Annotated in this window: 17 protein-coding genes; 12 read left to right on the forward strand and 5 right to left on the reverse strand. The window is 65.6% G+C overall.

Annotated features, from left to right (window positions below; translation table 11 throughout):
• Positions 1–235: 235 nt before the first annotated feature.
• From KXR83_RS11720 to KXR83_RS11735, 4 genes are all read left to right on the forward strand, one after another.
• A complete protein-coding gene (locus KXR83_RS11720; RefSeq protein WP_437425010.1) occupies positions 236–1,852 on the forward strand; it encodes an aldehyde dehydrogenase (NADP(+)) in 1,617 nt (538 codons plus the stop codon).
• A 29-nt stretch (positions 1,853–1,881) separates the two neighbouring features.
• Positions 1,882–2,817 (forward strand): 5-dehydro-4-deoxyglucarate dehydratase, encoded by a 936-nt coding sequence (locus tag KXR83_RS11725; protein ID WP_437425011.1) that lies wholly within the window; start codon positions 1,882–1,884, stop codon positions 2,815–2,817.
• A complete protein-coding gene (locus tag KXR83_RS11730) occupies positions 2,817–4,088 on the forward strand; it encodes a glucarate dehydratase family protein (protein ID WP_437425012.1) in 1,272 nt (423 codons plus the stop codon). Before KXR83_RS11725 ends, KXR83_RS11730 begins: the two co-directional genes overlap by 1 nt.
• 84 nt (positions 4,089–4,172) lie before the next feature.
• The gene (locus KXR83_RS11735) at positions 4,173–5,066 is read left to right on the forward strand and encodes a LysR substrate-binding domain-containing protein (protein ID WP_023963249.1); all 894 of its coding nucleotides are present in this window, start codon (positions 4,173–4,175) and stop codon (positions 5,064–5,066) included.
• A 21-nt stretch (positions 5,067–5,087) separates the two neighbouring features.
• Here KXR83_RS11735 and KXR83_RS11740 read toward each other — a convergent pair whose 3' ends face one another.
• Together KXR83_RS11740 and KXR83_RS11745 are read right to left on the reverse strand one after the other, a co-directional pair.
• On the reverse strand, positions 5,088–5,483 hold the full coding sequence (locus KXR83_RS11740) for a universal stress protein (protein WP_437425013.1): 396 nt from the start codon (positions 5,481–5,483) through the stop codon (positions 5,088–5,090).
• Positions 5,480–6,526 carry a 2-hydroxyacid dehydrogenase gene (locus KXR83_RS11745; RefSeq protein WP_437425014.1) on the reverse strand — a complete coding sequence of 349 codons (1,047 nt, stop codon included), beginning with the start codon at positions 6,524–6,526 and terminating at the stop codon, positions 5,480–5,482. Before KXR83_RS11745 ends, KXR83_RS11740 begins: the two co-directional genes overlap by 4 nt.
• Before the next feature lie 423 nt (positions 6,527–6,949).
• Between KXR83_RS11745 and KXR83_RS11750 the strand changes: the two genes are divergently transcribed.
• The 8 genes from KXR83_RS11750 to KXR83_RS11785 all read left to right on the forward strand — a co-directional run bounded on the left by KXR83_RS11750 (position 6,950) and on the right by KXR83_RS11785 (position 15,658).
• On the forward strand, positions 6,950–8,467 hold the full coding sequence (locus tag KXR83_RS11750; RefSeq protein ID WP_437425357.1) for an ABC transporter substrate-binding protein: 1,518 nt from the start codon (positions 6,950–6,952) through the stop codon (positions 8,465–8,467).
• 70 nt (positions 8,468–8,537) lie between these two features.
• A complete protein-coding gene (locus tag KXR83_RS11755) occupies positions 8,538–9,464 on the forward strand; it encodes an ABC transporter permease (RefSeq protein WP_030164191.1) in 927 nt (308 codons plus the stop codon).
• 9 nt (positions 9,465–9,473) lie between these two features.
• Positions 9,474–10,490: an ABC transporter permease gene (locus KXR83_RS11760; protein ID WP_437425015.1), complete on the forward strand. Its 1,017-nt coding sequence runs from the start codon at positions 9,474–9,476 to the stop codon at positions 10,488–10,490.
• Positions 10,487–11,509: an ABC transporter ATP-binding protein gene (locus KXR83_RS11765; protein ID WP_437425016.1), complete on the forward strand. Its 1,023-nt coding sequence runs from the start codon at positions 10,487–10,489 to the stop codon at positions 11,507–11,509. The genes KXR83_RS11760 and KXR83_RS11765 overlap by 4 nt, the downstream gene beginning before the upstream one ends.
• Positions 11,502–12,569: an ABC transporter ATP-binding protein gene (locus KXR83_RS11770; RefSeq protein WP_437425017.1), complete on the forward strand. Its 1,068-nt coding sequence runs from the start codon at positions 11,502–11,504 to the stop codon at positions 12,567–12,569. Before KXR83_RS11765 ends, KXR83_RS11770 begins: the two co-directional genes overlap by 8 nt.
• Positions 12,566–13,282: a sulfite exporter TauE/SafE family protein gene (locus tag KXR83_RS11775; protein WP_437425018.1), complete on the forward strand. Its 717-nt coding sequence runs from the start codon at positions 12,566–12,568 to the stop codon at positions 13,280–13,282. Before KXR83_RS11770 ends, KXR83_RS11775 begins: the two co-directional genes overlap by 4 nt.
• Before the next feature lie 25 nt (positions 13,283–13,307).
• A complete protein-coding gene (gene gudD / locus KXR83_RS11780; protein WP_437425019.1) occupies positions 13,308–14,666 on the forward strand; it encodes a glucarate dehydratase in 1,359 nt (452 codons plus the stop codon).
• Positions 14,667–14,683: 17 nt separating this feature from the next.
• Entirely contained in the window at positions 14,684–15,658 is a 975-nt protein-coding gene (locus KXR83_RS11785; RefSeq protein WP_437425358.1) for a 2-hydroxyacid dehydrogenase, read from the forward strand.
• A gap of 138 nt (positions 15,659–15,796) precedes the next feature.
• Here the strand turns inward: KXR83_RS11785 and KXR83_RS11790 are convergent, their stop codons facing one another.
• From KXR83_RS11790 to KXR83_RS11800, 3 genes are all read right to left on the reverse strand, one after another.
• Positions 15,797–17,005, reverse strand: coding sequence for a DUF222 domain-containing protein (locus KXR83_RS11790; protein ID WP_437425020.1), 1,209 nt, complete (start codon positions 17,003–17,005; stop codon positions 15,797–15,799).
• A 216-nt stretch (positions 17,006–17,221) separates the two neighbouring features.
• Positions 17,222–17,875, reverse strand: coding sequence for a response regulator (locus tag KXR83_RS11795; protein WP_437425021.1), 654 nt, complete (start codon positions 17,873–17,875; stop codon positions 17,222–17,224).
• A complete protein-coding gene (locus KXR83_RS11800; protein ID WP_437425022.1) occupies positions 17,872–19,899 on the reverse strand; it encodes a sensor histidine kinase in 2,028 nt (675 codons plus the stop codon). The genes KXR83_RS11795 and KXR83_RS11800 overlap by 4 nt, the downstream gene beginning before the upstream one ends.
• Positions 19,900–19,906: the final 7 nt, after the last annotated feature.

Consider the following 19,906-nt stretch of genomic DNA (forward strand, 5'->3'; position numbering starts at 1 on the left):
CCACGGGCAGATCGGGCGCCTATCTGTTACCCGCAACCGTCCGCTTACGTCGGTCGATACAACTTGGCTATTGAACACGTCCATATTTGACTTGGACATGAATGAATAAGCGGCCTACGGTCGATGTATGACCCAGGTCACGCCTGCCGCTGGGCGGCGTGGTCTGGGTCGACGACGCAGGTCGGCCGCGATCGCGATGGCCGTACAAGTACGCACAACAGGTAGGAGTCGGCACATGACGACGACAGAAGATCGCGCGACAGGGCAGGCGCAGATGAACGCTCTGACCGGGCAGATGATCATCGCAGGCACCTTTGTCACCGGACAGGGCGACACCGTGCACGGTCTCGACCCGGCGACCGGCGACGTCCTCGAACCGGGTTACTCCTACGGGTCCGACAGTGACGTCGACGCCGCCTGTGCCGCTGCTGCTGCCGCCTTCGACCGGTATCGGGCGACCACGTCCACCGTCCGCGCCGAATTCCTCGAGGCGATCGCAGAAAACATCGAATCTCTCGGCGACACCCTCGTCGACCGAGCCTGCTCCGAATCGGGTCTCCCCCGCCCCAGGATCGCCGGCGAGGTGGGCAGGACCGCAGGACAATTGCGCTTGTTTGCAGGCGTATTGCGAGACGGCGGCTGGAACGGTGCACGCATCGATCCCGCACAGCCCGATCGCACACCGTTGCCACGCGCCGACATCCGGCAACGCAAGATCCCCCTCGGACCGGTGGCAGTGTTCGGCGCCAGCAACTTCCCCCTCGCGTTCTCCGTGGCGGGCGGCGACACGGCCTCGGCTCTCGCCGCCGGCTGCCCGGTGGTCGTGAAGGCACACGACGCTCATCCCGGTACCTCGGAACTGGTCGGTCGCGCCATCACCGAGGCAATCACCCGTACGGGGATGCCTGCCGGAACGTTCTCGCTCCTCTACGGCTCGGGACCGATCCTCGGTACCCGCCTGGTGACAGACCCGAGGATCAAGGCTGTCGGATTCACCGGATCGCGTTCTGGTGGAACCGCTCTGGTCGCTGCCGCCGCAGGCCGGCCCGAACCCATCCCCGTCTACGCCGAGATGAGTTCGGTCAACCCGGTGTTCCTGATGGAGTCCGCCCTGCGGAACCGGGGCACCGACCTCGGGCAGGCATTCGTGGGGTCGCTGACCATGGGTGCCGGGCAGTTCTGCACCAACCCCGGCCTGGTCATCGCCGTGGACGGCCCCGCTCTGGATGACTTCGTGCGGTCAGCAAGCGACGCGATCGCCGCGTCCGCCCCTGCACCGATGCTCACCCCCGGCATCGCGAGGTCGTATGCCGACGGCGTCGAGGCGTTCTCGGCCGCAGCGACCGCCGAGGCGAAGGCCCCGACGACCGACCGGCCGAACACGTGCGGCGCCGCTGTCTTCAGCACCGACGCCGACACGTTCCTGGCATCAGAAGTGTTGCAGGAGGAAGTATTCGGCTCGACCAGTCTGGTGGTCAAATGCGTTGATGCCGACCAGGTACGCGCCGTCGCGGCACGCCTGGAAGGCCAGCTCACCGCAACGGTGCACTGCGACGACGACGACCTCGGGGCGGCGGGCGAGCTTTTGAGCGTTCTCGAACTCAAGGCGGGCCGGATCCTGTTCAACGGCTGGCCCACCGGGGTCGAGGTCGGTCACGCCATGGTCCACGGCGGCCCGTACCCAGCGACGTCCGATTCGCGCACCACGTCCGTCGGATCGCTTGCCATCGAGCGGTTCCTGCGGCCGGTCGCCTACCAGGACGTCCCACCCGCACTGTTGCCGTCGGCAATCGCCGACGGCAACCCCGACCAGCTGTGGCGCCGCATTGACGGCCGCCTCGTCCAAGACTGACCAACCCCACCCATTCAAGGAGAAATCTGATGCTCGACGGAGTTCTGTTCTTTCCCGTCACCCCATTCACCCCGTCCGGAGATGTGGACTACACCCTGCTCGCCGAGCACCTCGAGAAGGGTGTCGCCGCGGGGCCCGGTGGCGTCTTCGTTGCCTGCGGCACAGGAGAATTCCATGCTCTGGGGCTCGACGAGTTCAGCAAGATCGTCGCAACGGCGGTCGAGGTCGTGGCCGGACGGGTGCCCGTGTTCGCCGGTGCCGGCGGATCGCTGGTCCAGGCAAAGGAATTCGCACGTAGCGCCGAGGCCGCGGGCGCTGATGGCATCCTGCTCCTACCGCCGTACCTCGTGACGATGCCGCCCGCGGGGCTCGTGGAGTACACCCGCGCCGTCGCTGCCGCCACCGACCTCCCGCTCATCGTCTACAACCGCGGTTCGGCCGTCTACAACGAGGCTGCCGCGGTCGAGGTGGCGCAGCTGCCCACCGTCATCGGGTTCAAAGACGGTACCGGCGACCTGGACAACGTCGCCCGCATCGTGATGGCCGTCAAGGACGCCTTGGCCCCTTCGGGCAAGAACTTCCTGTTCTTCAACGGTCTGCCCACAGCCGAGATCACCCAGCAGGCCTACCGAGCCATCGGCGTCACCCTGTACTCCTCGGCAACCTTCGCGTTTGCCCCTGAGATCGCGCTGGCGTTCTACAACGCCCTGGAGTCCGGGGACGACCAACTCGCAGAAGCTCTGTTGCGCAAGTTCTTCCACCCGCTGGTCCGCCTGCGCAACCAGGTCCCCGGTTACGCGGTGTCGATGGTGAAGTTCGGCGTCACGATGGAAGGTCTCGATGCCGGACCGGTTCGCGCACCGCTCGTGCCGCTGACACAGGCGCACCAGCAGGAGCTCATCGAGATCACCGCTGCCGGCCGGGCCGTCCTCGAAGGCGCCCTGTCACCGGCCGTCGCGGTCTGATGCCCACTGGACCGATCCGGATCACCGGCGCCCGCATCACCCCGGTCGCCTTCGCCGATCCGCCGCTGCTCAACACCGTCGGCGTCCACCAGCCCTTCGCACTGCGGGCGATCATCCAGCTCGATACCGACGCCGGAATCGTCGGACTGGGTGAAACCTACGCCGACACCGCGCATCTGGCTCGGCTCGAGGCGTCCGCGAAGGCGATCACCGGACACGATGTGTTCGCGCTCAACGCATTGCGAACGACCATCGATGCCACCTTGGGCACGCTGTCGGTCAGCGGCGGGGACGGTGTGGCCGGCATGATCACCACCGCCAGCACCACCGACCGGGTGCTGTCACCCTTCGAGGTGGCGTGCCTCGACATCCAGGGCAAGGCTCTGGGCCGGCCGGTATCGGATCTCCTCGGCGGCGCCGTGCGCACCGAGGTGCCGTTCAGTGCGTACCTGTTCTACAAGTGGGCCGCCCATCCCGGAGCGGACCCCGACGAGTGGGGTGCGGCGCTCGACCCGGAGGGTCTCGTCCGGCAGGCGCAGCGGATGATCGGCACGTACGGATTCAAGGCGATCAAGCTCAAGGGCGGCGTGTTTCCTCCCGAGCAGGAGATCGCGGCCATGAAGGCGCTGCGGGCGGCATTCCCCGACCTGCCGCTGCGGCTGGACCCCAACGCGGCGTGGACGGTCGACACCTCGATCGAGGTGGCATCCGAACTCGCCGGCGTCGTCGAGTACCTCGAAGACCCGACACCGGGCCTGCAGGGCATGGCCGAAGTGGCGGCGGAAGCAAAGATGCCTCTGGCCACCAACATGTGCGTGGTCGCCTTCGACCAGCTCGAACCGTCGGTCCGGCAGAACTCGGTGTCCGTGGTTCTCTCCGACCACCACTACTGGGGTGGCCTGCAACGGTCGCGGTTGCTCGCCGGGATCTGTGAGACCTTCGGGCTGGGCCTTTCCATGCATTCCAACTCGCATCTGGGAATCAGCCTCGCCGCCATGGTCCACCTGGCCGCCGCAACGCCCAATCTGTCCTACGCCTGTGACACTCATTGGCCGTGGAAAACCGAGGACGTCGTACAAGCGGGAGCGTTGTCCATCGTCGACGGCGCAGTGCCGGTTCCGTCGGGGCCGGGACTGGGTGTCGAGATCGACGATGATGCCCTCGCGGCTCTGCACCAGCAATATCTCGACTGCGGCATCCGGGACCGCGACGACACCGGATACATGAAAACCATCGACCCGTCGTTCGAGAACACCTGCCCGCGCTGGTGAACCCGCTCGTACGGCGCTGAACCGGCGCGTACATTGATCCACTGGGCCGCTTACGCGCCCAATTCCGATACCGGGAGTGGATCAATGTTCTCGCTGGCTCGCCTCACCTGCTTCATCGCCGTCGCCGAAGAACTCCATTTCGGCCGAGCCGCCGAACGTCTACACATGACGCAGCCGCCACTGAGCAGGCAGATCCAGCAACTGGAGAACGAACTCGGGGTGCAACTCGTCGACCGGACCAGTCGTTCGGTCACGCTGACCGCCGCCGGGTCGGCCTTTCTGCCCGACGCCCGCCGCATCGTGCGGCTGTCCGAGAGCGCCGTACTGACCGTGCGCCGAGTGCCTGCCGGCGATCTCGGCACCGTGATCATCGGCTTCACGGGCGCATCTGCGCACGCAGTACTGCCGCGGTTGCTCGCCACCGCCCGCGAGGTACTGCCCGACGTCAAACTCGTTCTGCGCGAGATGGTCTCTTCCGCACAGATCGAGTCGCTGTCCGGCGGAGAGCTCGACCTGGGACTCGTGCGCCCCATCATGACCCGTCCAGGTATCAGTAGCCGGCCGATCCATCACGAGCGGCTGATCGCCGCCTTGCCCGCGGATCACGATCTCATCGATGCCGAGCACCTCACCATCGAGGACTTCGACAACCGTCCTGTGGTGATGTACTCCCCCGTCGACGCCCGCTATTTTCACGAGCTGCTGATCAGCACGTTCACCATCGTCGGCGCGACACCGCGTTACGTCCAATACGTCACCCAGGTGCACACCATGCTGGTGCTGGTCAGATCCGGTCTCGGAATGGCACTGGTGCCGGAATCGGCCGCCACCATGCATCCCGAGGGCGTCGTGTTCAAAGAGGTGACCGCGGTTCGGGACCGCCCGGTTCAGATGAATGCCGCGTGGCGCCCTGACAATCCGAATCCGGCACTGGCACGAATCATGGAAGACGTTCTACCGCAACGCGAATGGATATGATGTCGAACCGTGAAGCAGTCGTCACACAGCCGAGCGTACCGGGGGTTTGACTGCGGCGACGGGGCACTGCGCGTCGAGCAGAACCCGTTGCATGGCGCTGCCGGTCAGCAGTTTGCCAACCGGTGAACGGCGACGGATACCGATTACGATGAGCTCGACATCGTCGCGATACGACGCGTCGATGAGATTGTCGGCGTGAGAGAGGGCCGGGTCGTTCGGCTCGATCGCAAAAGCCACGTCGGCCGCACCAGCGGCCCGGCGTGCAGCGTCGAGATCCGATTCGAACTCCGGAGACGATCCGCTGTCGTCCTCGGCGATGACCATCAGATCCGTTCCGCGCATGCGTGCCTCGGCGAAACCGAACGACAACGCACCGCGCCCCTCTGTAGAGGGAACATAGCTCAGCACAACGCTCATGGGCGCGGCCTTCCTTTCGGTTCAGGTTGCAGGACGGCCGTCCTCAGCGTGCCCTGGGCGAGATACTCGTCGAGGTTGGCCAGCGTCAGGGCTTCCATCGCGGCGCGGGTCTCGGTGGTGCCACTGGCGACATGGGGCAGCAGCACCACGTTGTCGAGGCCGACGAGCGCAGCCGGGACGTGCGGCTCGTCGGCGAACACGTCGAGACCCGCGCCGGCCAGACCGCCGGACGTGAGCAGGTCGACCAGCGCTTCTTCGTCGACCACGCTGCCCCGCGCCACGTTCACCAGGAAGCCGTTGGGCCCCAGCGCCTCGAGGACATCACGATCGACGAGCCGCCGGGTGTGTTCACCACCGGAAGCCGCCACGACGAGTACATCCACCGACGCCGCCAGTTCGGCCGGCGACGATGAGTACCGGTACGGCGAGCCGACTATCTCGCGGCGGTTGTGGTAGGCGATGCTGCAGCCAAAACCTCTGAGGCGCTCGGCAATTGCCGAACCGATTCGGCCGAGTCCGATGATTCCTACTCGGGCGCCGGTCACCTTGCGCGTCAGGCGGAAGTTACCCTCGTCCGCCCACCGGCCGGCCCGCACGTACCGGTCCGCGGCAGAGAAACCGCGCAGCGTGTCGATGAGCAGTCCCACCGCGGTATCCGCAACGCAATCGGTGAGGACGTCCGGGGTGTTGCTCACGCCCACGCCCCGCTGCCGAGCAACCTCGACGTCGGTGGTGTCGTAACCGACGCCGAAGTGGATGATCGCGCCGAGGTTCGGCAACTGCGCCATCAGCGCCGCGTCGACGCCCGTGCGGCCAGAGGTGACAACAGCGGCGACGGCATCGCCCCGAGTGGCGAGGAAGCCTTCTCTGGAACTGTCGTCCGGAAGCAACAACGCTCCGTAGCCGGCGGCCAGGGACTCAGCGAGCGACGGCTTGAGCGGGCCGACCTGCAGCACCCGTCCCGCCTCATCTGCCGAGTCGCGATACTGCTGTGGTGCAGCGCTTTTCGCCGGTCGTGCCGCGACTGGTGCGACATCGGCCATCGTGCCTCCTGACGACAGAAAAAGACCATCATGGTCTTCATCGAGTTACCCGTACGGTAAGCCGCCTCAGGAATACCTGTCCAACTCGTAAATAACATGGACTGATACCCAAACGGCATCACTGGCTTGGCCGCCGAGTGGGCTCGGCGACGAGCAATCCGTAATGCGGCAGGTCAGAGGCTATATTGCAGGTGAGTCGTGTCACCAGATCGGACATCCAGTGACGCCCATCACCGACAGAAATGGCGGTTTGCAGGCGTTTTGGCCTGTTGACGCCTCCTCGGGGCACTTCTAGGTTGTGGCTACCGTCACAAACGGCCAGCGTCTCGATCGACGCGATTCACCATCATCAACGGAGGACCCATGCACGCCGCAGCCCCGCAGCCGGCATCCCGACGCCATTCCGTACGGGCGGTCGTCGCCATGGCCGCCGTGGCCGCCCTGGCCACCGGTTGTTCGGTCGCCAACTCGACACAGACCGACGCTGCCGACCCGAACACCCTGCGCATCGTGCTCCCGCAGGAGCCTCCGACGCTCGAGCCGTGCGATGCCTCGCTGACGGCCACCGGTCCCGTGGTCCGGTCCAACATCACCGAGCCGCTCATCGAACGCAATCCCGATACCGGTGACCTCGAGCCGAAGCTGGCCGACTCATGGGAACAGACTTCTCCCAACACCTGGACGTTCCGAATCCACCAGGGCGTCAACTTCAGCGACGGCACGCCGTTCGATGCCGAAGCCGCCGCCTTCTCCATCAATCGCACGATCAACTCCACGATCGGCTGCGAGGTGGACGGCTATGTGTTCGGTGACGACGAACTGGTCGTCGAAGCGACCGATCCGGCGACGGTGACAGTGACCACCCCCACGCCGGATCCGATTCTGCCGCTGCGTGTCTCGTTCATCGAGATGGTCCCGACCACTACCGACACCACAGACAAGGTGCGTATCCCGATCGGCACCGGGCCCTACCGGGTCGACTACTGGGATCCGGGCCAAAAGCTGGCTCTGGCGCTCAATCCCGAGTACGCCGGCCCCACCCCGGAGTACAGCCGTGCGGTGTACCAGTGGCGTACCGAGGGCAGCGTGCGCGCAGCCATGGTGACCAACGACGAGGCGGAGATCGCCACCTACCTTGGCCCTGAAGACGGCGCCGGAGACCTGGGTGTCTCGTACCCGAACAACGAGACCACCGCGCTGCGGATGCAGGCGGATGAACCACCGCTCGACGACTACCGGGTTCGCGAGGCCATCGACCTGTCGATCAATCGCGACGGGATCATCAAGGCCCTCTTCCGCGGCCTCGGGGATCCGGCAGCCCAGCTCGTCGGCCCGAGCATCATCGGGTTCAACGACACGATCTCTGCCACCCCTTACGACCTCGACCGCGCGAAAGCGCTTGTGGCCGAAGCCAAAGCAGACGGAGTGCCGGTCGACAAGCAGATCAAGCTCATCGGGCGCACAGGGATGTACCCGAAGATCAACGAGACCATCGAGGTCATCCAGAACTCACTCGACCAGATCGGTCTCAACGTCAAGATCGAGATGATGGACACCTCGGGCCAGATGCTCTATCAGATCCGCCCCTTCCCCGACGAGGGACCGATCCTGCTGATGATCCAGCACGGCAACCAGGCCGGTGATGCCCAGTTCACCGCCGAGCAGTACCTGCTGAGCGATGGCTACCAGAGCACCTACGGCACGCCCGAGTTCGACGCCGAGATAGAGACAGCCCAGAACCAGACCGGTGATGCCCGCCAGGGGGCGTTCGCCGCGGTCCTCGCCGACGAGCCGAGCAAGATCCGTCAGTACGCCTACCTCGCCCACATGAACGCGGTACTGGCCAAGGCGCCGTCGGTTGCCTACCAACCGAACTCGGCGACCGGCGACGAGATGCGACTGGCCGAGATGACCCATGCCACCGCCTCCGGCAACGACTGACCCCCGCGTTCCACACCACCCGAAGGAACCTGTCATGACCAGCCCCATGTCCTCGAGAAAGCGGTGAGAGATGTTCGCCTTCCTGCGACGCCGCATGTACACCAGCCTCATCCCCCTGTTGGTCGTGCTCTTCGGTGTCTTCCTGCTCGCCCGACTCACCGGTGATCCCACCAACCTCTACCTACCGGTGTCTGCGACCCCGGATCAGCGTGCCGAGTTCGCGGCCGAGAACGGTCTCGACAAGCCCGTCTGGAACCAGATGCTCGACTACCTGGGCGGCGTGGTCCACCTGGACTTCGGCGAGTCCCTGCGCACCGGCGAGTCGGCCGCCGAGATGGCCTTGCGGGCATTCCCCGCGACGTTGCAGCTGGCGTTCTTCACCATGTTGCTGGCCATCGTCGGCGCCGTGATCCTGGGCTGCTGGGCTGCTTTCCGGCCCAACTCTCTTGCCGACCGCTTCTCGTCGCTGCTGTCGATGACCGCGGCGAGCGTCCCCGACTTCTGGTTCGCCATCACCGGCATCTGGATCTTCGCGGTGGTCCTGGGCTGGCTGCCCACGTCCGGTACGGGCAGCACCCTCTCCTGGATCCTGCCGATCGCCACACTGCTGATCAGGCCGCTGGGAGTCCTGACCCAGGTGGTCCGGGGCGCGATGGTGCAGGCGCTCTCCGCGCCGTATGTGCGACTTGCCCGCAGCAAAGGCGCCGGCGACATGCGCGTCGTCACGCACCATGCGCTGCGGAACGCCGCCGCACCGGCGTTGACCGTGGCGGGCGACCTCGCCGTCGCACTGGTCAACGGTGCGGTGGTGGTGGAGGCCATCTTCGGTTGGCCCGGCATCGGCAAGCTGATGATCGATTCGATCCTGCAACGCGACTTCGCAGTGCTGCAGGCCGCCGTATTGCTCACCGCTGTCAGCATTTTCATCCTCAACGTCGTCATCGACGCCGGTTACGCGCTGCTGGACGCGCGGGTCCGCGAAAAGGTAAAGGTCTAGGAGAACGTCATGTCGATTGTCACCGGACCGTCCGAGTCCACAGTCACCGATCCCACCGGTTCGCTGGTCGCGCCCACAGACATCACCGGCGATTCCGTTGCCACAGGCAAGGTTCCGTCCAGCAAGATGCCCCTTTGGCGACTGCTCTTGCGGGATCCGATGGCCACCGTCGCCGCCGGCATCCTCGCGTTTGTCCTCCTCGTCGCCTGCTTCGGACCGTGGCTGGTGGGTAGCGCCGCCACCGATCAGAACCTCGACCAGTCGAATCTGGCCCCGTTCGACCTCGACACCGGCTGGATGAACGTGCTCGGCACCGACCCGCTCGGTCGCAGCATGCTGGCCCGTCTGATCGTCGCCTGTCAGACCACGATGATGGTGGCCCTGCCCGCCGTGGTGATCTCCTGCGTCATCGGTTCGGTGATCGGCATGTGGGCCGGTTACCACCGCGGCTGGCGCGAGACCACGGCGATGCGGGTCGCCGACGTGATCATGAGCTTTCCGTCTCTGCTGCTGGCGGTTGTGGTGCTCTACGTGTTCTCGCCGAGTGCGGCCAATATCGTTCTGGTGCTGGCCTTCACACGTATCCCCATCTACCTGCGTACCGCACGGGCGGAGTCGGCCGAACTGCAGAGCAGGGTCTTCGTCGACGCGGCCCGCACCTTCGGCGCCAGCAGCGGATCGATCATCCGCTCGCATGTCCTGCCGATCCTGCTGCCCACCTTGCTCACCGTTGCCACCCTCGACTTCTGTTTTGTCATGCTGGCCGAGTCGTCGCTGAGCTTCCTGGGCATCGGAATCCAGCCCCCGGACATCAGCTGGGGCCTGATGGTGTCGCAGGGACGCACCTACCTGCAGACCGCATGGTGGCTGTCGTTCTTCCCCGGTCTGGCCATCGTGGTGACCACGGTGTCCGCCACGATCCTCGCGGCGTGGGCCCGGATCGCCACCGATCCCGGCCAGCGCTGGCGCCTCACCGTGCCGCGTGCCCGCCGCCGTCTGTTCTCCTCACGAAAGGCAGTCGCATGAGCGCACCAGCCATCGCCGATCCCGGCGCGACCACCGCCGACGAGCGGATCGCCCTGGACGTCACCGACCTGACCGTCGACCTGCGCACCCCCACCGGGGTGGTGCGGGCAGTCGACCACGTCTCGTTTGTCGCCCGCCGCGGCGAGACGCTGGCCCTGCTGGGCGAGTCCGGATGCGGCAAGTCCATGACCGCCCAGGCCCTGGTCGGGCTCTTGGACCCGATCGCCGATGTCACCGACGGCACGGTGATGCTCGGGGACACCAACCTGACGACCGCAAGCAAGCGCAAGCGCCGCCAGGTCGCCGGAACCGAATTGGCAATCGTCTTCCAGGACGCACTGACCGCGCTCAACCCCGTGTACACGGTTGGCACCCAGCTCGCCGAGCCGTTCCGTATCCATCGCGGGATGTCTTCGCGCGCCGCCAAACGCGAGGCCATCCGGCTGATGGAGCACGTCGGCATCCCCGAGCCCGAGTCGCGTATCGACTCCTATCCCCATCAGTTCTCGGGCGGCATGCGGCAGCGACTGCTGATCGCGATGGCGGTGGCCCTGAGCCCCAAGGTGCTCCTCGCCGACGAACCGACCACCGCGCTCGATGTCACCGTGCAGGCACAGATCATGTCCCTGTTGCAGAATCTGCGGGCCGAGTTCGACATGGCGGTCATCTTGATCACGCACGACCTGGCACTGGTGGCCGAGCAGGCCGACCGTGTGGCAATCATGTACGCCGGCAACGTCGTCGAGACCGGTCCGGTCGCCGAGGTGTTCTCCCGTCCGAGACACCCCTACACCAAGGGGCTGCTCGACTCGGTGCCCGTGAACGCCAAACGCGGCGAAGATCTCAAGTCCATCGGTGGCACTCCCCCGGACCTGCACTCGATCCCGACCTGGTGCGTGTACCAGGCCCGGTGCCCCCTGGCACAGGACATCTGCGCCACCTCCCGACCTGCACTGAAGTCAATCGCCACCGGCCGTTCCGCGGCATGTCATTTCACCGAGGAGGTCGGCAATGTCTGAGTCCGCACAACCGAGATCGACGGGATCGTCGGTCCTCGAAGTCCGCGACCTCACCAAGACGTTCCGGGTGCCGGCAGGCAAAGACGGCAAGACCGAGCTCAAGGCGCTCGACGGGATCGACCTCGATCTCGCCCCCGGTGAGACACTGGGTCTGGTCGGTGAGTCAGGTTGTGGCAAGTCAACTCTCGCCCGCACTCTGATGATGCTGGAGCGTCCCGACGCCGGGACGGTCAGCTGGGATGGCGTCGATCCGTACACCCTCAAGGGCAAGGACATGCTCGCCCTGCGACGCCGCGTCCAGATGGTGTTCCAGGATCCGTATGCCTCACTCAACGCGCGGATGACGGCCGCCGAGATCATCTCCGAGCCGTGGCGGACCCACAAGACCCTCTACAAGTCCAAGCGAGACAGGGCCGCGCGGGTTCGCGAACTCCTGCATCTGGTGGGTCTACGCCCCAGCGACGAGCACCGCTCGCCACAGGAATTCTCGGGTGGGCAGCGCCAGCGGTTGGGAATCGCCCGAGCGCTGGCCCTCAACCCGTCGGTGGTCATCTGTGACGAGCCTGTGTCGGCACTGGACCTCTCGGTGCAGGCCCAGGTGCTCAACCTGCTCAACGACCTGCAGCAGCAACTCGGCATCTCCTACGTCTTCATTTCGCACGATCTGTCGGTCGTGCGGCACGTGGCCGACCGCGTCGCCGTCATGTATCTCGGTCGTATCGTCGAAACAGGGCCCACCGAAAGGGTTTTCGACACCCCGATGCACCCGTACACCGAAGCGCTGATGTCCGCGGCACCCACTCTCGACCCCGGAACCCGGCGCACCCGGATCATCCTGGAGGGCGAGGTGCCCTCGCCGCTCAATCCGCCGTCGGGCTGCCGCTTTCGTACTCGTTGCATGCACGCCACTTCCGAATGCGCGGAGTCGGCGCCGCCCGTCGCCACCGACGTTCCACAGCGCAAATCGATCCGGGCAGCGCTGAGCGGTCCGGCACACGTGGCCGAGTGCTTCCACCCGCGTAACACGGTGTCGCTCGGTATGCCCGCCGCGGTCGGGTGAGCATCACCGCTCTCGTCGTGATCTGCGTGGCAGTGTTCGCTGCCGCCTGCATGCAGGCGTCGATCGGCTTCGGCATGGGAATGCTTGCCGCACCGATCGTCGCACTGGTCGACCCATCGCTCATCCCGGGCACGCTGATCATGTCCGCGGTGGTGGTGACGCTGCTCGTCGTGGTCCGTGAACGGCAGAGCCTCGACCTCCGGGGCACCGGGTGGGCGCTGGCCGGCCGTGTCCCCGGCACTATCGCGGGGGCATTGCTACTGCTGTTCCTGCCCGAACGCGGACTGGCGTTGCTGCTCGCGGCGGTGGTGCTGGCCGGTGTGGTCATGGCGACGATGGGTTGGGCGCCACCACCGCGGCGACGAAACCTCGCGACTGCGGGCGCTGCGTCGGGTCTGCTCGGCACCGCGACCTCGATCGGTGGGCCGCCGATGGCCCTGGTGTTGCAGGGATCAAGCGGCCCCCGGCTGCGCGGGAACATGAGCGCGTTCTTCTTGGTCGGGTCGTTGATGTCCATCGCGGTGCTGGCCGCCGCCGGCGCCATCGAACGGGAGAACGCCGAGATGTTCCTGATCCTCATCCCGGCAATTGTGCTGGGCTACGCGGCCTCTCGATTCGTCAACACATTGCTCGACCCCGTGCGGCTACGCAGGCTCTCCATCGCGATCTCCTCGGTGGGGGCTGTCCTGCTCATCGGGCAACAGATCATCTGAAATCACAACAGCGAAAGGCTCCACCATGACGTCATCAGCCACATCGCGAATATCGCGTGGTGCTCCCGCGGTCACCGAGATGCGGGTGATCCCGATCGCCGGCCGCGACAGCATGCTGCTCAACCTGTCCGGGGCACATGCTCCGTTCTTCACCCGGAACCTGGTGATGATCACCGATACGGACGGCAACACCGGGGTCGGCGAGGTGCCGGGCGGCGAGCCGATTCGTCAGACCCTGTGCGACGCAATCGACATGGTTGTCGGACGCCACGTGGGTGATCACAACGCAATTCTCGGCGACATGCGGCGCACCTTCGCCGATCGCGACTCGGGTGGCCGAGGCAATCAGACGTTCGATCTTCGCACCACTGTGCACGCCGTCACCGCAGTCGAATCCGCTTTGCTCGACCTGTTGGGCCAACACCTCGGAGTGCCGGTTGCCGCCCTCCTCGGCGACGGCCAGCAGCGTGAGCGCGTCCAGGCGCTGGGATACCTGTTCTTCGTCGGCAACCGCACCAAGACGGGACTCGACTACCTCGACGGTTCCGGTGAGTCCGACGACTGGCTTCGACTACGGCACCAGGAGGCGCTGACCCCGGAATCCGTCGTCGCTCTCGCCGAGGCCGCGCACGCTCGATATGGCTTCTCCGACTTCAAACTCAAGGGCGGGGTTCTCGCACCCCAGGAGGAAGCGGCCGCGGTGACCGCGCTCGCCGAACGCTTCCCGGCCGCGCGCATCACGCTTGATCCGAATGGCGGCTGGCTGCTCTCGGAGGCGATCGAGACCTGCCGCGGACTGCGCGACGTGCTCGCCTACGCAGAGGACCCGGTCGGACCCGAGGGCGGCTTCTCCGGGCGTGAAGTGATGAGTGAGTTCAAGAGGGCCACCGGGCTGCCCACCGCCACCAACATGATCGCCACCGACTGGCGGGAGTTGGGGCACACCATCCGATCCGGCGCGGTCGACATCCCACTGGCCGATCCCCACTTCTGGACGATGGCCGGATCGGTGCGGGTGGCTCAGCTCTGTGATGTGTGGGGCCTGACGTGGGGATCGCACTCCAACAACCACTTCGACGTCTCACTGGCCATGTTCACTCACGTCGCCGCTGCCGCACCCGGCGACATCACGGCCATCGACACCCACTGGATCTGGCAGGACGGTCAGCGGATCACCAGGGAGCCGTTCGAGATCAGCGACGGTCACCTCACGGTTCCCGACCGGCCCGGTCTCGGTGTCGAGCTCGACATGGACCAGGTCGACGCCGCACACGAGCTGTACCTCCGCGAGGGCCTGGGGTCCCGCGATGATTCGGTCGGGATGCAATTTCTGGTACCGGGCTGGAGTTTCGACAGCAAGCGTCCAGCACTGGTTCGGGCATGAGCGATCCATGGGGCCGGATGGTGATCGTCGTCGGCGACCGGAATCTGTTGCCGCATCGCGAGTTGTTCGAGAGCTTGCTGCCTGCCGAGAGTGAGGTCCGGTGGCACCAGCGCTTCGACGAGCGGGCGATCATCAGCGATCTCCCGGCAGCCGATGTGTACGTGGGCGGCAGGTTCACCACAGCAATGGCCGCCGCCGCCCCGCGACTGCAACTGGTGCACGTGGCAGGGGCGGGCACCGACAATGTCGCTTTCGACGCGCTCGGACCTCGCACCAAAGTCGCCAACACGTTCCATCACGAGGACTCGATCGCCGAATACGTGTTGTCCACGTCGGTCATGCTGCGCCGTGGTTTCCTCGCTCACGATCGGGCACTCCGTCAAGGAGTGTGGGCGACATCGGTGTACGACGACTCCCTTCCCCAACCCCTCACCATGCGGGACGCGCACATCGGCTTCGTGGGGTTCGGCCACATCGGGTCGAAGAGCTGGAACCTGCTGCGCACGTTGGGGTGCACCGCGTCGGCGGTCACCGGCCGCGGCACCGTCGACGCCGAAGCACAGGGCCTGTCATGGGCGGGCGATGCCACCGATGTGGGCCGCCTGATGACCGAGTCCGACGTCGTTGTCGTCTCGGCACCGCTGAACGCTCATACCCGAGGAATGATCGGTCCCGCGGAGTTCGAGGCGCTCGGTTCGGATGGAGTCTTGGTCAACGTCGGACGGGGGCCACTTGTTCAGCAGCAGGCTCTCTACGATGCCCTCAGCACGAACACCATTCGCGCGGCCGCCATCGACGTCTGGTACTCGTACCCAGGCCCGGATGGTCGCGGTGTGCCGGGCGATCTGCCCTATGCCGAACTCCCCAATTTGCTGATGACGCCGCATTCTTCCGGCGTCACGCACGACACCTTCGTGGGACGGGTTCGGGACATCGCCGACAACATCCGCAGACTCGCCCGGGGCCTGACCCTGGCTCGTACCGTTCGCTGATCGCGCGGGTGGTTCACACTGTGAAGTTGTCAATGTTCTATCGCGGTTCCAGCCGTGTGGCCGGTTGCGAGTCGGTCTATCGATCTATCGGCCTAGCAGTTCGGTGTGGTCGTGCAGCTTTGTGCGGCTCGGCCGCATTCACGCAGCGAGGGTGAGCGTCCTACGGTTGTAGGCCGGCAGGGGTTTTCGCAGCGGGTCCAGGTCAGCGGGCGGTAGTAGCCATGGGTGTTTGTCTGGTCCCATGACAACGTCCCAATCCGTGTTGTGAACTGCGCGGTGGCAGGTGCGGCACAGCAGGCACCCGTTCTCCAGGGTGGTCGGGCCACCTTCTTGCCAGTGGACGATGTGGTGGCAGTCGGACCATTCCGCGGGTGCTCCGCATTTCACACAGCACGCGTCGCGAATGATGATCGCCTTGCGCAGCAGGCCGGTGAACAGGCGGCGTGGTGGGCTCAAATCAATCGGCACTTCTTGGCCGTCCAAGGTCACCGATGTGATGGACGAGTCGCAGGCAAGCGCGGCGGCAGTGGCTTCGGTGATAGGGCCCATCCACCGCAACGATGCACGATCGGGTTCATCGGCCGGAACAGTCACGATCACTTCCGTTCTCGGGGCCGGCGCCGATGTTTGCCCACCACCGCAGTCCAATAGCTGGTGCAGCGCATCGGCTCTGCGCTGCGCGGGAGACCGGCGATCTTCACTTCCGTCGGGCTCAGGGCGCGGTTTGCTCCAGACGTTCAGGGCAGATCGCATCTTCTCCCCCATCACCGCATCGAGATCGAACTTTCCCACGAACCGACCGTCGACAACTGCAAAGTCCACGGTGTTCATCGCCGAATCCTCGGACGCCGGGAGCCCACCCGTGTTCCCAGAGACCTGATTTCCGAGCTTGCGCGCGGCCTTGCCCACCTCGTCGGGCGAGGCGCCGGAGATGGCGTGGCTCAACAACTTCCGTTCGATGTCCGTCCGCTCCTCGGCAACCATCTCGGATCCCGCCCGGGCCACGACGTGCGCGCACCCCCTCACCACCGCATCAACGTGTTCGGTCGACAGGAATCCGTCGCGGAAGTAGCCAGCGGTGCGATCCAAACCGGTCAGTCCGGTCCCGATCCGCAACCACCGAGATGCAACCGCTGGAGCCACTCCGTTGGCTTGCAACAGCTTCGAGGTGGTAGAGCCTGACTTCTTCGCTATTCCCAAGCGTTCGATATGCGCTGCCGCAGCAGACAACTTGCATTCGGTCGCATTGCGAAGGGTGATCAGGTCCTTGACCAGACCCACAACACTCGGTGGGTCATCAGGAACGGCCATTCCCATCACATCGTCGACCACATCGAGAACCCGCATCCTCATACCCCTCCCCAGGGACCCCCACAGCAGTGACATCGATCGAACTCCGCGCCAGCTGCCCGACTGATGTCTTCATAATACCGTATTCGAACACATGTTCGCAAGGGTCGACTTGCAGATTTCTCCTGTCCAACAACAGCTTTCGCCAACGAGGAGAGCGCACACGCCCTTCGGGCGAAGGCTACCACCAGCCTCCGACATCAACCCGTCGCGTCAGCCTGGCTGCCCTCCCACACCTGCGTCCCTCGCCCTGGCCACCGCCTCAGCCCTCGTCCGAGCACGCATCTTCGCCAGGATCTCACTGACCCGGTTGCGAACGGTCTTCTCGGACAGAAACAATCGGCGGGCGATGGCAGCGTTGTCCAAACCCCGCGCCATCAATTCCAGGACTTCACGCTCACGGCTCGTCAGCTCCGGAAAGGCCTGAGGTCCAACACTGTTCGGGGCCATCGCCGAGAAGAACCCGACCACCTGTTCGGCGACGCGCGGTCCGAAGACGGCCTCACCCCGGGCGACCGCTGCAATCGTGCGGTGCACATCACCGGCTTCGGCTTCTTTGAGCAGATAGCCTCGGGCACCGGCCCGCAGGGCTGCGAACACCGAGTCCGGGTCCTCGCTCATCGTCAGGACCACCACTGCGACGTCCGGATATCTGTCCACCACCCGTGCCGTGGCCGCGAGCCCACCGATACCGGGCATCCGTAAGTCCATGAGCACCACCTGCGGCCGTAATTCTTCGACAGCCCGGAGCGCCGACTCGCCGTCGGCGGCTTCCCCGACGACCTCGACGTCGTCCATCGCCGACAGCACCGCGAGCATGCCTGCGCGAAAAAGCGCATGGTCGTCCACCACGAGCACCGATGTCATTGACGCACAGCCTCTCTGGGAACAACAACGGATGCCACGGGCACCACCAACCGCACCACTGTTCCTCCCCCTTGCGCGGCGAGGTGTTCCACGCGGCCACCCACTTCGGCGGCACGCTGCCGCATGCTCGTCAATCCCACGCCAGGTGTCGGCCGGCCTGGCATACCTCGACCGTTGTCGCTGACCCGGAGTTCGAGGTTCTCCTCGTCGCATTCCACGTCGATCCTCACCCGTGACGCCGCGCTGTGGTGCACCACGTTGGTGACAGCTTCGGCGGCGATGGTGTAGGTGGCGACCTCCGCGGCCGCAGGAAGTTCACCCATATCATCAAGCTGCACAACACCTTCGATGGCACCGAGACCGTCCACGAGTTGACGCAGCGCCTGCGCTAGCCCCAGCTGGTCCAGAACCGGTGGCCGCAGACCACGAGACACCGCACGTATCTGGACCACGGCTTCGCGAACCCGGTCCCGGATCCCATCAGCCTTGTCCGCGTGGGCATCATCGCCCTTTCGGCGGAGTTCAGCAGCCAGTGCATCCATCTGCAGGGCGATTCCCGCAAGACCCGGGCCCACCCCGTCGTGCAGATCATTGCGCAGCCGTCGTCGTTCCTCTTCCCGGGCCGCGACGATACGGGCACGAGATTGCTCGGTCTCGGTCACCAGCGACGTGGCGTAGGCCATCATCGCCGCGTGTGCCGCGACCTGTTCGAGGAGTCGGCGTTCCTCAGCGCTGAACCCCTCACCGACCCGCCTTGGTGCGACCTCGAGCTGACCAACTCTGCGTCCCAACGCAATTGCGTCGATGGTGATCACGTGGGCAGGCCGAACTCCTTGTTCGGCCCGCACCACACCGTCGAAGGCCACGTACGGCATGCGCAACTCCGTGCGCAATGCCGAGATCAAGTCGGTCAGTGCTGCACGCGGTTCCGACGACAGTGTCACCGCCTCGGAGATGCGCGGCGCAAGCGTGCGGCTGCCGCGCAGTTGCGGGAACCACCAGTTGTCGATGACCCGTTGCAGCACGGCGCGGACGGCAAACGCTCCCAGCACAAGCACCACCACAAGGGCGATTCCGGCTCGAGATCCTGCCATTTCGGGGTCCAACCGCCACAGCATCAGGCCGCCGCCCGCGGCCACCAGAGCGACCACAAGTACCAGCACGATCGAACGACTCAGCGCGAACTCGGCGTCGACCAGTCGAAAACGCAGGGTCGCCGACACGACCGCCACCGGGGGCGCCAGAAGCGCGACGACAAACGCCGCATTGCCTGGCCCGGTCTCACCGAGCAAGAGCGCCAAGATGAGCGCGCACGCCATGACGATGCCGCCGACCATGAACCACTGCAACTGCGCCCGCTGCACGCCAACCGCGCGTCGCGTGCGCAACACCAGCGCGACCACTGCGATCGGCGTCGCCACCGCCAGGCAATAGAACGAACTCACCAACGTCACGTAGTTCAGCGGCTCCAGCGCATCGATCCCGATGGGGTTCTGCACAGCCGCGTCGACATCAGCGCGACCTGGAACCACCATTCGCGCGCCGACGGCCGCCATCGCGGCCGAGAGCGCGGAGATCGCCAGTATCTTTTCGGGCCGCGACCCGAAGCCGCCCTCGGGGAACATCAGTGTGAGCAGCGGGAGCACAACGAAGTAGACGCCGAAGCCGAACATCGAGATCCAGTCGGCCACCGCCGAACCCGGCAGCGGCGAGACCTTCGCATTCCAGACGCTGTACTGCCCGAGGAGCAGGTAGACACTGATCAACCCCGTCGACACCAACAGCCAGCCGCAGCGATTTCGCGGTTGGTGCCACAGCAGCACCACACCCGCGACGGGCCATACCGAACCGAGCACGAGATCACTCGCAAACATCGGCTCGGCACTCACACGTTCGGTGAGTTCTTGGTGGAGCACAAGCGCTCCCACGATGCACGTCACCGCGCCGACCCCGAGCACAAGCGCGATCCGGCGAAGCGCGGAATCACCGATCTTGTCGGCGAGACCGTGGGCGGTAGCTCTCACCAGGTCA

It is taken from the genome of Williamsia muralis, assembly GCF_051487485.1.
In the GTDB taxonomy this organism is placed as follows: Bacteria; Actinomycetota; Actinomycetes; order Mycobacteriales; family Mycobacteriaceae; genus Williamsia; species Williamsia muralis_B.

Bases quoted from the DNA above. Each gene is read 5' to 3' on its own strand.
- KXR83_RS11725 (WP_437425011.1), top strand. From the start codon at position 1,882: ATGCTCGACGGAGTTCTGTTCTTTCCCGTCACCCCATTCACCCCGTCC.
- KXR83_RS11730 (WP_437425012.1), top strand. From the start codon at position 2,817: ATGCCCACTGGACCGATCCGGATCACCGGCGCCCGCATCACCCCGGTC.
- KXR83_RS11745 (WP_437425014.1), bottom strand. From the start codon at position 6,526: ATGGCCGATGTCGCACCAGTCGCGGCACGACCGGCGAAAAGCGCTGCA.
- KXR83_RS11720 (WP_437425010.1), top strand. From the start codon at position 236: ATGACGACGACAGAAGATCGCGCGACAGGGCAGGCGCAGATGAACGCT.
- KXR83_RS11770 (WP_437425017.1), top strand. From the start codon at position 11,502: ATGTCTGAGTCCGCACAACCGAGATCGACGGGATCGTCGGTCCTCGAA.
- KXR83_RS11790 (WP_437425020.1), bottom strand. From the start codon at position 17,005: ATGCGGGTTCTCGATGTGGTCGACGATGTGATGGGAATGGCCGTTCCT.
- KXR83_RS11760 (WP_437425015.1), top strand. From the start codon at position 9,474: ATGTCGATTGTCACCGGACCGTCCGAGTCCACAGTCACCGATCCCACC.
- KXR83_RS11740 (WP_437425013.1), bottom strand. From the start codon at position 5,483: ATGAGCGTTGTGCTGAGCTATGTTCCCTCTACAGAGGGGCGCGGTGCG.
- KXR83_RS11755 (WP_030164191.1), top strand. From the start codon at position 8,538: ATGTTCGCCTTCCTGCGACGCCGCATGTACACCAGCCTCATCCCCCTG.
- KXR83_RS11785 (WP_437425358.1), top strand. From the start codon at position 14,684: ATGGTGATCGTCGTCGGCGACCGGAATCTGTTGCCGCATCGCGAGTTG.
- KXR83_RS11735 (WP_023963249.1), top strand. From the start codon at position 4,173: ATGTTCTCGCTGGCTCGCCTCACCTGCTTCATCGCCGTCGCCGAAGAA.
- gudD (WP_437425019.1), top strand. From the start codon at position 13,308: ATGACGTCATCAGCCACATCGCGAATATCGCGTGGTGCTCCCGCGGTC.
- KXR83_RS11765 (WP_437425016.1), top strand. From the start codon at position 10,487: ATGAGCGCACCAGCCATCGCCGATCCCGGCGCGACCACCGCCGACGAG.
- KXR83_RS11795 (WP_437425021.1), bottom strand. From the start codon at position 17,875: ATGACATCGGTGCTCGTGGTGGACGACCATGCGCTTTTTCGCGCAGGC.
- KXR83_RS11750 (WP_437425357.1), top strand. From the start codon at position 6,950: ATGGCCGCCGTGGCCGCCCTGGCCACCGGTTGTTCGGTCGCCAACTCG.